General features: G+C 54.2%; 14 protein-coding genes and 1 tRNA gene. 7 read left to right on the forward strand and 8 right to left on the reverse strand.

What is annotated here, in order from left to right:
* Positions 1–64: 64 nt before the first annotated feature.
* On the forward strand, positions 65–589 hold the full coding sequence (locus ACRZ91_RS16715) for a CBS domain-containing protein (protein WP_010441346.1): 525 nt from the start codon (positions 65–67) through the stop codon (positions 587–589).
* A gap of 3 nt (positions 590–592) precedes the next feature.
* On the opposite strand, the gene ACRZ91_RS16720 is transcribed toward ACRZ91_RS16715, so the two are convergent.
* The 7 genes from ACRZ91_RS16720 to ACRZ91_RS16750 all read right to left on the reverse strand — a co-directional run bounded on the left by ACRZ91_RS16720 (position 593) and on the right by ACRZ91_RS16750 (position 7,360).
* On the reverse strand, positions 593–1,429 hold the full coding sequence (locus ACRZ91_RS16720) for a metallophosphoesterase (protein WP_480907222.1): 837 nt from the start codon (positions 1,427–1,429) through the stop codon (positions 593–595).
* Positions 1,430–1,499: 70 nt separating this feature from the next.
* Positions 1,500–2,723, reverse strand: coding sequence for an NADH:ubiquinone reductase (Na(+)-transporting) subunit F (gene nqrF / locus ACRZ91_RS16725; RefSeq protein ID WP_010441342.1), 1,224 nt, complete (start codon positions 2,721–2,723; stop codon positions 1,500–1,502).
* A gap of 10 nt (positions 2,724–2,733) precedes the next feature.
* Positions 2,734–3,342 (reverse strand): NADH:ubiquinone reductase (Na(+)-transporting) subunit E, encoded by a 609-nt coding sequence (nqrE, locus tag ACRZ91_RS16730; protein WP_010441340.1) that lies wholly within the window; start codon positions 3,340–3,342, stop codon positions 2,734–2,736.
* Positions 3,342–3,995 (reverse strand): NADH:ubiquinone reductase (Na(+)-transporting) subunit D, encoded by a 654-nt coding sequence (locus tag ACRZ91_RS16735; protein ID WP_170763171.1) that lies wholly within the window; start codon positions 3,993–3,995, stop codon positions 3,342–3,344. Before ACRZ91_RS16735 ends, nqrE begins: the two co-directional genes overlap by 1 nt.
* Positions 3,995–4,810, reverse strand: coding sequence for a Na(+)-translocating NADH-quinone reductase subunit C (locus ACRZ91_RS16740; protein ID WP_480907225.1), 816 nt, complete (start codon positions 4,808–4,810; stop codon positions 3,995–3,997). The genes ACRZ91_RS16735 and ACRZ91_RS16740 overlap by 1 nt, the downstream gene beginning before the upstream one ends.
* Entirely contained in the window at positions 4,803–6,011 is a 1,209-nt protein-coding gene (locus ACRZ91_RS16745) for an NADH:ubiquinone reductase (Na(+)-transporting) subunit B (RefSeq protein ID WP_010441334.1), read from the reverse strand. Before ACRZ91_RS16745 ends, ACRZ91_RS16740 begins: the two co-directional genes overlap by 8 nt.
* Positions 6,012–6,016: 5 nt before the next feature.
* A complete protein-coding gene (locus tag ACRZ91_RS16750) occupies positions 6,017–7,360 on the reverse strand; it encodes a Na(+)-translocating NADH-quinone reductase subunit A (protein ID WP_480907231.1) in 1,344 nt (447 codons plus the stop codon).
* Positions 7,361–7,659: 299 nt separating this feature from the next.
* Here ACRZ91_RS16750 and ACRZ91_RS16755 point away from each other — a divergent pair, with 299 nt between their 5' ends.
* The 5 genes from ACRZ91_RS16755 to ACRZ91_RS16775 all read left to right on the forward strand — a co-directional run bounded on the left by ACRZ91_RS16755 (position 7,660) and on the right by ACRZ91_RS16775 (position 11,941).
* Entirely contained in the window at positions 7,660–8,775 is a 1,116-nt protein-coding gene (locus ACRZ91_RS16755) for a THUMP domain-containing class I SAM-dependent RNA methyltransferase (protein ID WP_480907227.1), read from the forward strand.
* Between the two features lie 128 nt (positions 8,776–8,903).
* Positions 8,904–8,980: transfer RNA gene (locus ACRZ91_RS16760), tRNA-Pro, on the forward strand.
* 213 nt (positions 8,981–9,193) lie between these two features.
* Positions 9,194–9,925 carry a helix-turn-helix domain-containing protein gene (locus tag ACRZ91_RS16765; RefSeq protein WP_170666085.1) on the forward strand — a complete coding sequence of 244 codons (732 nt, stop codon included), beginning with the start codon at positions 9,194–9,196 and terminating at the stop codon, positions 9,923–9,925.
* 19 nt (positions 9,926–9,944) lie between these two features.
* Positions 9,945–10,373, forward strand: a complete 429-nt coding sequence (locus tag ACRZ91_RS16770; protein ID WP_082643591.1) for a plasmid mobilization protein — start codon at positions 9,945–9,947, stop codon at positions 10,371–10,373.
* Positions 10,367–11,941, forward strand: coding sequence for a relaxase family protein (locus tag ACRZ91_RS16775; protein ID WP_170367310.1), 1,575 nt, complete (start codon positions 10,367–10,369; stop codon positions 11,939–11,941). The genes ACRZ91_RS16770 and ACRZ91_RS16775 overlap by 7 nt, the downstream gene beginning before the upstream one ends.
* A gap of 552 nt (positions 11,942–12,493) precedes the next feature.
* On the opposite strand, the gene ACRZ91_RS16780 is transcribed toward ACRZ91_RS16775, so the two are convergent.
* Entirely contained in the window at positions 12,494–12,913 is a 420-nt protein-coding gene (locus ACRZ91_RS16780; protein WP_480576315.1) for a hypothetical protein, read from the reverse strand.
* A gap of 146 nt (positions 12,914–13,059) precedes the next feature.
* Between ACRZ91_RS16780 and ACRZ91_RS16785 the strand changes: the two genes are divergently transcribed.
* Positions 13,060–13,423, forward strand: a 364-nt coding sequence (locus tag ACRZ91_RS16785; protein WP_480907230.1) for a hypothetical protein, incomplete at its 3' end; no start/stop codon positions are given.

The raw sequence follows: 13,423 nt of genomic DNA on the forward strand, positions 1-13,423 counted from the left end.
ACAGCGCCTATCCCTGCGGTAAGGTAGAGAATAAGGACACTACCTGTGAAAGAGGAGACCGCCCATGGCCCCAAGCTCTTACCAGCCCCCGACCCGTGGCGACAAGGCCGCGAAGGCGACTCGCAGTCAGTCAGTTGAAACAAACCTGTCGCACACACAGACAACGGTTTCAAAACTGCTGGAAGGCAAAGGGGATGCTGTTTTTTCTGTACGACCCAACGATACGATCCATTCAGTTGTAGATATCTTACGGGAAAAGCGCATTGGTGCGGTTGTGGTCACGGACCAGAATGGTTCGTTGCAAGGGATCCTATCTGAACGTGATATTGTTCGCCGAATGGCGGAAACACCCGGTCAGACACTACCTCAATCTGTGGCCGACCTGATGACGACTGAGGTCAAAACCTGTAGCCCAGACGACTATCTGAACGATGTGCTGAAAACTATGACCGAGGGTCGCTTCCGGCACATGCCTGTTTTAAGTGACGGCAATTTGCGCGGCGTTATTACTATTGGGGACGTAGTCCATTTCCGATTGAAGGAACTGGAATATGAAGCGCTTAGAATGAAACAGATGATTGTCGGCTAACTCTTAAGCCGATTCCCACTCGATTCCGGTGTGACTCGCCGAGATAAATCGGACAGAACCGGGTGAGATTTCCGCGGCGGTCAGGCGGTCGGTGACGAATGCACCGGTGTCGATAGATATGACGTCATTCTCAATCATGGGCTCGTCGACGATCGTATGCCCGTGCACTACCCATTGCCCGTCTTTTCGACGTTTCTTACGAAATTGCGGGTGTCCCCAGAGGCAGGTGCTGTCTTGCTGTCCGTCGACCAGCTGCGACGGGTCAAGCGCAGCGTGAACAACGGTCACATTGCCACTTGTCCAGGTCAGCGGACGATCAAACAGCCAATCCACAAGGGATTGACCCATCGCGCCCCGAAGCGCTTCAGCGACGGCATCTGGATCGGAGAGTTCAATATCTATCAGGTCAAATGAGGCCAAGGTTTGGGCACCACCATTGTGCAGCCAAACACTCTCCCATTTTCTTGGATCATCTAAAAACCCAAGCAACATGTCCTCATGATTGCCCTTAAGGCAGATCGCTTTCTTTTCTGAACATGTGTCCAGGTGGTGTAACTGACGCAAAACCTGTGCGCTGTGCTCACCTCGATCAACATAGTCGCCAACAAACACTGTAGGACAAGCACCGTCCAATGCAGGCAAAAGCATCTGAAGGAGGTCCATCCTGCCATGAAGGTCGCCGATGGCATAGAACTTCTCTGTCGGTGCCAGTGAGGATGTGCCTATTACCTGATCAGGTAGCGCTTGGGACGCAAAAAACCTTTTGATCCATCCGGTTAGCATATCGCCTGTTACCTTCTGAGACAAAACCGGCGCAGCATCAGTCGAAAAATAGGGCACCGGGGTGCCTTTTGACTGATCAACTCTGAGAAAAAAATCGGCTCCAAAGGATGGAACCGATCAATACTGTTTATCCGCCGAAATCGTCGAGCATGATGTCTTCGCGATCCACGCCCAGATCCAGCAACATGTTGATGACAGACTGGTTCATGATTGGCGGGCCACACATGTAGTATTCGCAATCCTCAGGCGCCGGGTGGTTCTTGAGGTATTCTTCGAACAGAACGTTATGGATAAAGCCGGTGTAGCCTTTCCAATCATCCTCGGGTTGGGCATCCGACAGAGCGACGTGCCATTCGAAATTGTCGAACTCTTTGGCCAGAGTGTCGAAATCCTCGACAAAGAACATTTCTTTCTTCGAGCGCGCGCCATACCAGAAACTGATCTTGCGGTTGCGGTTCTCAAGACGTTTGAGCTGGTCAAAGATATGACTGCGCATCGGGGCCATGCCAGCACCACCACCGATGAATACCATCTCTTTCTCGGTCTCGCGAGCAAAGAACTCACCAAACGGACCCGAGATTGTAACTTTGTCGCCCGGTTTCAGGTTGAAGATATACGACGACATCTGACCCGGCGGGATACCTTCGGACCCCGGAGGGGGCGACGCCACGCGGACGTTCAGCATGATCATGCCTTTTTCATCCGGGTAGTTGGCCATGGAATAGGCGCGTTCGATCGGTTCGGCGACGACGGATTTGTACTGCCACAGATTGAAGCGATCCCAATCCTCGCGGTACTCCTCTTCGACGTCGAAATCCGTATAAGCCAGCTGGTGCGCAGGCGCTTCGATCTGGATGTAGCCACCGGCGCGGAAGTTCACATCCTCGCCTTCAGGCAGGTCCAGTGTCAGGGCCTTGATGAAGGTTGCTACGTTCTCGTTCGAACGAACGGTGCATTCCCATTTTTTGACGCCAAAGACCTCTTCAGGAACTTCGATATCCATGTCCTGCTTGACGGCAACCTGACAAGATAGGCGATCACCGCAAGCCGCCTCACGCTTGGTGATATGGCTTTCCTCGGTGGGCAGGATAGATCCTCCGCCCGAATGCACTTTGACACGACATTGCGCGCACGTCCCACCACCGCCGCAGGCCGATGGGACAAACAGCTTCTCCGCCGCAAGAGTTTGCAGCAGTTTGCCTCCTGCGGGAACCGAGATTGTTTTCTCGCCATTAATGGTGATGTTGACATCACCGGTCGACACCAGCTTGGAACGGGCCGCCATAATGATGGCCACAAGCGCCAGAACGATCAGGGTAAAAAGGATTACGCCAAGGCTAAAGGTTTCCATTGCGCCCTCCTTACAATTTCACGCCCGAGAAGGACATGAAGGCCATAGCCATCAGACCTGCAGTGATGAAGGTGATGCCCAGCCCCTGCAGGCCATCTGGAATGTCCGAATATTTCAGCTTTTCCCGAACACCTGCCATTGCGGTAATTGCCAGCGCCCAGCCAAAGCCCGAAGACAGACCATAAGTCGCGGCCTCGGCAAAGTTATAGTCGCGTTCAACCATGAACAGCGAGCCGCCAAGGATGGCGCAGTTCACGGTAATCAGGGGCAAGAAGATACCCAACGCGTTGTAGAGTGGCGGGAAGTACTTATCGAGAACCATCTCAAGGATTTGCACCATCGCGGCAATCACGCCGATGTACGAGATCAGACCAAGGAAAGTCAGGTCCACATCCGGGAAACCCGCCCAGGCCAGCGCACCCGGTTTCAGCAGATAACTGAGCAACAGGTTATTGGTCGGCACAGTGATCGCTTGCACGACCATGACCGAGATACCCAAACCCAGTGCAGTCGAAATCTTCTTGGATACGGCGATGAAGGTACACATCCCCAAAAAGAAGCTGAGCGCGAGGTTTTCGACAAAGATGGCCTTTACGGCCAGAGAAATAAGCCCTTCCATCAGTGCGCCTCTACCTGCTGGATTTTATATTCACGTTCTTCGACCTGGTTCGGCTTCCAGGTGCGGAAAGCCCAGATCAGCAGGCCGATCACGAAGAAGGCAGAAGGTGGCAGCAACAACAGACCATTCGGTACATACCAGCCGCCATTATTCACAGTTTGCAGGATCGTCACGCCGAACAGGCTGCCCGAGCCAAACAGTTCGCGGATGAAACCAACCAACATCAGGATCAGACCATAGCCAAGGCCGTTACCTACACCGTCGATGAACGAAGCCATCGGAGGGTTCTTCATGGCAAACGCTTCGGCCCGCCCCATAACGATACAGTTTGTGATGATCAGGCCAACAAAAACTGACAGGGTTTTCGATATCTGGAAGGCATAGGCCTTAAGGATCTGATCCACCAGGATCACCAGCGAAGCGATGATCACCATTTGCACGATGATCCGGATCGACCCCGGAATCTGGTTGCGCAACATGGAGATGAACATTGACGCGAACCCGGTCACGAAGGTCACTGCCAGCGCCATAACGAAAGCAACCTGTAGCGATGAGGTCACCGCAAGTGCGGAGCAGATGCCCAACACCTGCAGTGTGATCGGGTTGTTGTCGACGAGCGGATCGACCAACAGCTCTTTCTTGGTCTGGGACATCATAGATCTCCTGCTTGCAGTTTGGCCAGGAACGGGCCGTAGCCCGCATCGCCCATCCAGAATTTTACCAGGTTATCAACACCGACAGAGGTCAGCGTGGCACCAGCCAACGCATCGACATAAAAATCGGCACCAGCTGCGGGCTGAGATTTGGCGACTGTGATCTGCAGATCACCCGCATCGTCCCGCAGTTTTTTACCGTTCCACAGCGCTTTCCAGCGTGGGTTATCCACCTCGGCACCCAGACCCGGGGTTTCACCATGCTGATAGAACTGAAGGCCGTAGATATCGTTGCCGTTATTCTCCAAAGCAATAAAGCCATAGAGCGTCGACCAGAGGCCATAGCCATGCAGCGGAAGGATCACCTTATCCAGATCACCGGCATCATCGCGCAGCAGGTAGATGACGCGATACTTGGCCTTGCGACCGATCCCGGCCGGGTCATCGTCCAAAGCAACGCTTAGTTCCGGATCACTGGCAGCAGCGATATCATCAAACGTGGCAGGATCGAACTGGTCGTCCACGAAGTCACCTGCGGCAAGATCCAGTACATGCGGTTCAAACGCGGCGAAGGCTTCGGTTACATTTATTCCGGGTTCATAAACACCCGCGACTTGCAAAACATTGACCTGCTTGTCCTTCAGCTTGTTCGCTTCCTGCACAGGGCGCAAGCTGACCGCAGCGGCTGATACGACCATCGACGCAATTAGGCATACAGCCACAGCGACGAAAATCGTCTTGCCAACAGAATCCGGCGAGGCCGCAAGAAACTTGGCAATCGCGCCTTTTGGTTCTTGGGATTGCGGATCAGACATGGCGACGCGCCCTCCGTTTGATATTTGCCTGGACGACGAAATAGTCGATCAGCGGTGCAAAGACGTTTCCGAACAGGATCGCCAGCATCATGCCTTCGGGGAAAGCCGGGTTCACCACACGGATCAACACAACCATGACACCGATCAGCGCCCCGTAGATGTAACGCCCAACATTGGTGTGGCTGGCAGAGACGGGCTCGGTGACCATAAAGGCCAGCCCGAAGGCATACCCGCCAAGTACGATGTGCCAATACCAGGGCATGGCGAACATTGGATTGGTGTCCGACCCAATCACGTTCAGTAGCAGGGTAAAGCCGATGGTTCCGGCCAGACATCCTAAGATCAATCGGTAGTTCGCGATCTTGGTCAGAAGCAGGAAGCCCAAGCCGATCATACAGGCCAGTGTCGATGTCTCACCGAAACTTCCTTGGATGGTGCCGTAGAATGCGCTGGACCAAGTGATGCCTTCGGCGGCCAGAGCCTGAACCCCCTCGGCTGCGGAAACGGCCAAAGCCGTCGCACCCGAGAACCCGTCAACCGGTGTCCAAACCGAGTCGCCAGACATCTGAGCCGGATACGCGAAGTACAGGAACGCGCGGCCCACAAGCGCGGGGTTGAGGAAGTTCTTGCCGGTCCCGCCAAAAACCTCTTTGCCGATCACAACACCGAATATAATGCCCAGGGCCACCTGCCACAGCGGTGTCGTTGCCGGCATGATAAGCGTGTAAAGCATAGAAGTAACAAGAAAACCCTCGTTTACCTCATGGCCCCGCACTGTCGCAAAAATGACCTCGAAAATACCCCCTGCTACCAAAGTCACGATATAGATCGGCAGGAAGTAGAGCAGCCCATGCGCCACGTTGGCAAAGATGCTAGACGGGTCCAGCGAGATGCCAAACATCTGCAAAAGGGCGATCCGCCAGCCCGTTGCCGCATCAGGTCCAAGCGCGGCAATTGCCGAGTTCGCCTGATAACCGGTGTTCCACATCCCCCATAGAATGCAGGGGATCGTAGCGATCACGACATAGGTCATGATCCGTTTCATATCCACATAGGACCGCGCGTGAGGGGCCACGGAAGTTACGGTTTTCGGAGTGTAGATGAAGCTTTCTACCATCTCGTAGATGGGAAAATACTTCTCGTACTTGCCGCCTTTGGTAAAGTTCGGCTCGATCCGATCAAAGAAGCTGCGCAAACCCATTCGGCTCAGCCCTCCTTTTCAATCTTGCTAAGGCAGTCGCGCAGCGCCAACCCGTATTCATATTTCGCCGGGCAGGCAAAGCCCACAAGGCCCAGATCTTCTTCGTCCAGTTCCAACGCGCCCAGAGCTTGAGCAGTGTCGGTATCCATTACCAACAGAGCGCGCAATAGCTGTGTCGGCAGGTAATCCTGTGGCATCAGCTCTTCAAACGTGCCGGTCGGAACCATGGCGCGTCGTCCGCCATTCAAATTGCTGGTCAAGGCATAGAGTTTATTGGCAAAAGCAGACCCCAGGACCGGCTGAACGGCAAATTTCGACGGCATGGGGAGAATCCAACCCATAGTGATCTGGTCGGGATCTTCGCGGATGATGGTGATCTGACGTGCAAAACGACCGAGATACGCAGTCGGGCCTTCAGCATGGCGTCCAGACAGGATCGAACCCGATATGATCCGAGCGGCTCCATCGACATTGACCTCATCACGGATCAGATCGTCAGTTGAGGCGCCCATGACCGTACGGATCAAGCGTGGTTGCCGCGCACCCGGTCCGGCCAGTGCGATCACAACATTCGGATCAAGGTGACCGGATTGCATTAGGCGTCCAATGGCAATCACGTCTTGATAGCCAATTGTCCATACCTGCTTGTCAGCGGCCAAAGGCTCTAGAAAGTGAATATGTGTCCCGGCCAGCCCGGACGGATGCGGGCCCGAGAAAGCCGCTGCCTCAACCTCGGGAAGATCAGCACCTGGGATGGCTTCTCCATCTTTGTAGCAAAGATAGGTTTTTCCTTCAGTCAGATGTGAGATTGCGGTCAAACCTGCCGTAAAGGCCTCTGATGCATCTGCGATTACCACGGCAGCATCTGCAGCCAGTGGATCGCTGTCCATCGCGGTGACAAAAATCGCTGCTGGTGTCGTCCCCGGTTCGGGCATCTTCGAATAGGGTCGCGTGCGGAAAGAAGTCCACAGCCCGGCCGCACACAGCTTGGCGGTGACACCAGCGCCTGAGACCGCATCACCAACGCCCGAGAAATCAACCCCGGTATCATTGACGTCGGATACTTCGATCACGACGCTTTGAAGAACGCGCCGCGCACCACGGTTAACGGCAACAACTTTCCCGCTCAGCGGTGCGACCATCATCGCCTCTGGCGCGTCCTTGTGACAAAACAGCGGTTTACCGCGCTGAACATCATCACCTTCCTGAACCAACATGCGGGGTTTTAGACCTAGATAATCCCCCCCCAGAACGCCAACACTGGAAAACTCAGGCCCCGGTTGGATGTTTTGCTCGGGCGCGCCTTCAATCGGCAAATCCAACCCTTTTTTTAGTTTGAAAGTTTGCATGTCGCTACGTTCTTCCAAGCCTCTGTCCTGCGCCTGCTGCTTGCCACCTTACAATGATGGCAACAAATATCACGATTTTTCCGATCAGTCCGGTCGCAAAAGCACCACAAACCGACCAGAATCCGCAAGCGTAATTCCGATCAAAGCTCCTTTACGCGGGGATGCACGCAAACGCAAACCTGTTACCGCTCAATTTCGAACCTGAAATTCACATTCTTATGATTCAGTTTCACATTGAGTGGATTTTTGCCCTCAATTTGTATGTCGCACCTAATGTTCATCCGGTGTAAGCAGCCTGAATGAAAGACGAAGATGATCTCGAGATTTTTTTGATCGCCACGCCCGGCCTCGAAGCGCCTCTTTATGCGGAAGCGATCGAGCGGGGATTTGGCGGTCCGCAAAAGCTCGCAGGTGGTGTTGTTTGCCGTGGGGGCTGGCGTGAAGTCTGGCGTGCGAATCTTGAGCTAAGGGGTGCCAACAAAGTTCTGGTGCGACTGGGCAGTTTTCCCGCAGTCCATTTGGCGCAGTTGGACAAGCGGGCACGCAAGTTCCCTTGGGCCGAGTTCCTGAGATCCGATATTCCGGTAAGAGTCGAGGCAACCTGCCGTAAATCACGCATCTATCATGACAGGGCGGCCCGCCAACGTATTGAACGCGCCATTTCTGAGACACTTGGCGCGCCGGTCTCATCTGATGCCACCGTTCGCGTGCTTCTTCGGATCGAAAAAGATATTTGCACTCTGTCGCTGGACAGCTCCGGTGAGCCATTACACAAACGCGGCCATAAACCCGCCATTGCTAAGGCTCCGATGCGGGAGACCATGGCAGCTATGTTCCTGCGCGAATGTGGTTATGACGGATCTGAGCCGGTCTTGGACCCGATGTGCGGCTCGGGCACGTTTGTAATTGAGGCAGCTGAGATAGCGCTTGGTCTGATGCCGGGAAGATCACGTAGATTCGCTTTCGAGAACTTTGCCAGCTTTGACCACGATGCTTGGCACGAGTTGCGCAAGCGGACTCAAACGCACGAAACCGAGTTGAAATTCTTTGGTTCCGATCGGAATGAGGGCGCAATTGAAGCGTCGCGTTCGAATGCAATGCAGGCCAAAGTGGATCAGATAACCCAGTTTCAGCACCGTTCGGTCAGTGACATCAAATCTCCCGCCGGGCCGACGGGGCTGATCATCGTGAACCCCCCTTACGGGGCCCGCATCGGTGACGAAAAGCGCTTGCGCTCTCTATATAGTAGCCTTGGCAAGGTACTCGCCAACCGTTTTCACGGCTGGCGTGTGGGCATTGTCACCACGACACCTGGACTTGCCCGCGCAACGCGCCTGCCTTTGCTCCCGCCCGGTCCGGTCGTCGATCATGGCGGAACCAAAATTCGGCTCTATCGCACTGAACCACTGAAGTGAGATACGGTCCAAATCCCCACTTGGACTTGTTGCAACGGTCGCCATTCTGCCCCCGTGCTTCACCCTATATCAATCTCAGAAATCCTCTTGCACATCCAAATCGCGAGGTATAGATCACCCGCCACGGTCGGAGTGTAGCTCAGCCTGGTAGAGCACTGTCTTCGGGAGGCAGGGGTCGGAGGTTCGAATCCTCTCACTCCGACCAATAAAATCAATCAGTTAAATACGAATGAACTGCGCCGCAGCAGCAGCATACCCGGATTTTGTCCGGATTATTCTGTTTTCAGGGTCTGGTTTCCGAAGAAAAGTGAAAGAAAAACCGCTGAGGGGGCGGCCACCCACCTCAACGGTAATGCAAATTTATCTGCACGAACAGAATACCAAATTCGCAGCCGGTCCGCAATCGCGGGAGGCGCATATGTCTAGGCTCAATCGCTTTGAATGGCTCAAGGCCGTTCTGCAATGCGCTGACCTCAACTCGTCAACTAAGGTAGTTGCCTCAGCGCTTTCGGTACAGTTCGCCAACGACAGGACCGGCCAACTCAATCCCTCACTAAAAACGCTTGATGAGTTCCTGGTCGGAATGTCGCTAGCAACCATCAAACGCTGCCTCAAACAGCTTGTCGAGTTCGGTTGGCTGTTTCGAACTGAAGGGCGTGGCGCAGGCAATCACACAGAATACGACCTTCGCTCCCCAACAAAAATCATCCCGTTTCGCCGGAGGAAAAAGGATGCACCGATGAGCCTTTCAGAAGGGCGAAAGGGTTCGCCCGTGAGAGACAAAGGGCGCATGGGTGATCTTTCCTATATAAAGAAAGAACAATCCATAGAACAAAACCTCGCGCTTGAGCCGGATCTGCCGAATGGTGGGCCATCCGACTCGGCGCGCGTGGGCAGTGCGCAACCCGAATTCGTCTCGCGCCAATCTTTCGGCTGCCGCCAATGGGAGCAGTTCACCGAACGAATGTTTGGTGCTTGGATCGACCGGGTACTTCCTGAAGCCATCGAAAACAACGAGCGCGGCTACTGGCTCCCCGGCAGGTTCCCTCCAACGAACAAGAACGAGTGGCCCGTGTTGCGCAGCTGGCTCATCACCGAAGGCTGGACCCTGTTTGCACCATCGAAGCAGGAACTGTGCCATGCGGTCTGAGCAAAGAGCAAGGCGACCCATGTCATACGCTGGCGCTGCTGACACGGGACCTTGCGAGGGGTGGCAAGCCTCCCCTTCGAACCCCACCGGCGGAGGCACGCCGCCCGCCAAAGCGCCGCTCACCGAGACCTTCGTCTTTCGATGTAGCGTTGCTGAGAAGGCTGAGCTTCGCGCCAAAGCCGAAGCTGCCGGAGTGTCTGCCGCGACCCTCTTGCGCGAAGCCTTGGGTCTGACGGAAGCACGTCGTCGCAAGCCTGCGCCTCGCGTCGACCCCGCTCTGGTCCTGGCACTAGGGCGCATTGGCGGTAACCTCAACCAGGTTGCGCGGGTTGTGAATCGGGCGCTTCTGATTGGTCGGGTTGACATGGATACGCTGGCCGTCGCCCGACAACTGGTTGTGATTGAACGCCAGCTTACCAAGATCCTTGATGAGGCACGACAATGCTGATCAAGTTCTTTCCCAATGGCAAAGGCGCGGGTGCTGGTCCAGTTGGCTATCTCGTCACGCGTGAGGTCTTGGCCTATGACTCCAATCGCGATCTAATCCGCGATGCTGATGGCCAGCCCATGACGGTCATACGCGATCCTTTGCCTGAAGTGCTGCGCGGCGATTCCACCCGCACCGAGGCCCTGATCGACGCCAGTCGCAATCAGTGGACCTACCGCGCGGGCGTCATCAGCTTTGCCAGCGAGGACGCACCCACCGAAGCCCAGCAGGTCGAAGTCATGAACGCCTTCGAGGCACTGGCATTCGCTGGTATGGACAGTGAGCAATTCGACTTGCTCTGGGTCCGGCACAGCCACGAAGACCGAGTTGAGCTGCATTTCTGTACACCGCGTTTGGAGCTGACAACCGGTAAAAGCCTCAACATCGCGCCACCTGGCTATCGGACAGCCTATGACAGTCTGCGCGACTTAATGAACAAGACGCACGACTGGGCCGATCCGATGGATCTGGAACGCACACAGGAGGTTCAAGCCACCGTTGAGGCCCCAACTAGGGCACAGGGCCGCGAAGAACTCCACGAATGGATCTTAGACCAGATCAGCATCGGCACCATCACCGACCGCGCAAGCATGGTCGATGCTCTGACCGACGCAGGTTTCGATATCCCCCGCGTAAGCAAAAATTACATCACGGCCAAAGACCCCGACACAGGCGAACGCTGGCGATTGAAAGGAGAGATTTTCCATGACGACTGGCAAGCCGACCCGGCTGAGCGAGAAATTGAACGCGGACTTGGACAAGATCCGAAAAGAGCACGCCGCCTTGATGGATTCTCAATTGCAGAGCTTCAGGAGCGATATTCAAGCATGTGTAACACTCGCGCGGAATACAATCGAAGCCGATACCCGCACGTTTTTGGATTGGAGCGGGACGACCTGGCAGAGTCACATCGACAAGATCAAATTCCTGATTCAGATCTCACCTTGGGCGGTGATAACGGCCTGTATGGTGTTGATCGCAGCAACCTTAGGACTGACTTTTCTGTGGAGCTGGAAACTCTCAACGATAGCCGCCTCGACGCAGCTAGAGAGGTTGGGCATCCAGGCGGTACTTCACGAGGGAGCGACTTATTTGATCCTGCCGCCAGAAACATCAAGCATGCGCACCTGTTCGGTGGCGAGCCGATTGGTTTCTTGCATCAGAGTGGAGCCAAACTAGATGGACCAATCCCTGACAGCCTTGGAGCGAGATTTGCTCGCGTGCGTCGAGCAGTTGGTGACGGCTTGCGAGACCTCCGCCTCGGAATTGCGCAATTTGGAAGAACGCTCGACGACCGGGATCGAGGCCAGGCTAAATGGCTTAACGCAGTGCATCGAGCTGCTGATGAAATCACATCTCAAGTCCGTAGCTACATTGGCCGACTTGCTGACCGAAGAACAGAACTACACCACGCTGGAAGAGAACTTGCAGACGAGTTTGAAGCTAGCGAGAGCCGCCGAAACTCTGCTGCAAGAGAGTTGAATCATGGGCTGCTTGAACGAGACCAAGACTACGGCTTCCATCTTTGATCTGAAGGAATGACGATACCCACTCATCACGAACGCTTCACCATGAGCTTCCGCCAATCCTGCGCCTGCGGGATTGACTACAGAGAATTTGAAAGAGTCGACTCGCTACCGATAGGCATTCCACTAGTTGCAATTGCAGGGGTTTGGGGCGATTGCTACAACTTACGGTGTCTGTTTATGGACACTGACGGAAATCAGTATTTGCGGAATGTGTTCAGGACCAAAAACGGCTACTTGATACCAGAACTTGGGGTCGATGCGAAAATGATCAAAATAGGCCAAGTTGTTCTAGCCTAGCGCTCAACTGCGTATTCTCAGTGAATTCGTAGCGTGAGAACTTTTCGGTATTGCACTTCTTGCATTCGTCTAGAAAGTAGAGACTCCGGTTCCCCAAAGATCGTGGGAACGTATGAGCGTTAGTCCTTTTTCCAAATGCCTTTGACCCTGTGGCGTCGCAGAATCGACACCTCATGCGGTCACCAAGAAATCGAGGCTCGTCCTCCGGTCCCACTAGTTCCTGAACGATTTTATCATAGAGTTTCACTTGTAATCCTACTCAGGTGGGCCTGGGCGGTTTTTGCGCGTTTCTGGCGATCTAGGGCGCAGTGAGCGCCTGCTCCAACAGTCGTCTCCTGCACCGATCTCGAAAGCATCAGAAATGGCGGCAACTGGAATATCGCCCAGGTGAGCACTTTCGATCTCTGCCATAAATCTTTTTGTCGATTCTTCTAACTTCCAAAGGGCTCTGATTTCCCTCCCGGATTTGATGTTCTCTGCCACTACATCGGTGTTTATTCGCAGCCAAACAGATCGCCCCCATTGTCTCTTGAAAGGGAGAAACTCACCAATAGAACTTGTGAAGAACTCAGCTTCGTATTCTTGCAAATCAAAGCCTTTAGGGAAATCAAAGAGGCTAACCCCTCCTTCAGCCCGCACAAAAGGCGTGCCTCCATAACGCTCACTATCTGGCAACGGGGGATCTACAAAATGAAACCTGTATCTAGAATTTTCTCAAACCGAAGTACGGACGTGGTGTGCCACATACTTCCCTCAAGGTACTTTGAAATAAAGTCTGGTATTGTTACCATATTCTTTGAGTCTCAGCTTTCATATCAACCATGGATTGCGACAAAACGGGCCTCATTCAAACGGTCTTTCGCCATCGCTTAGGGTTATTACTCGAAATGGTGAAGAGTATCGGTTCTGACGCTCCCTGCAAGGTCCGCATTGGGCTGCGACCTGCCGATTTTCCCTACAGCATTTTTTGGCACGGTAAAGGCAACTTTGGGCTCTTTTTCCATTCGGCACCAACCGCAGAGAATGGCAGCTCCGAGCCCATTTTGACCGATGCTGCGCGATGTCCTAATGACAGCAATGCGCAGAAAGCTGACTTTGCAAAGTTTCGCGTGCCTAACCTGACCGGCCCAGATGGTCGGAGGCTCTTCGTGGAAGTGCGGCAGTATAGATTGTTGGCCTATTTGA

This window comes from Ruegeria sp. O11, from assembly GCF_056535285.1.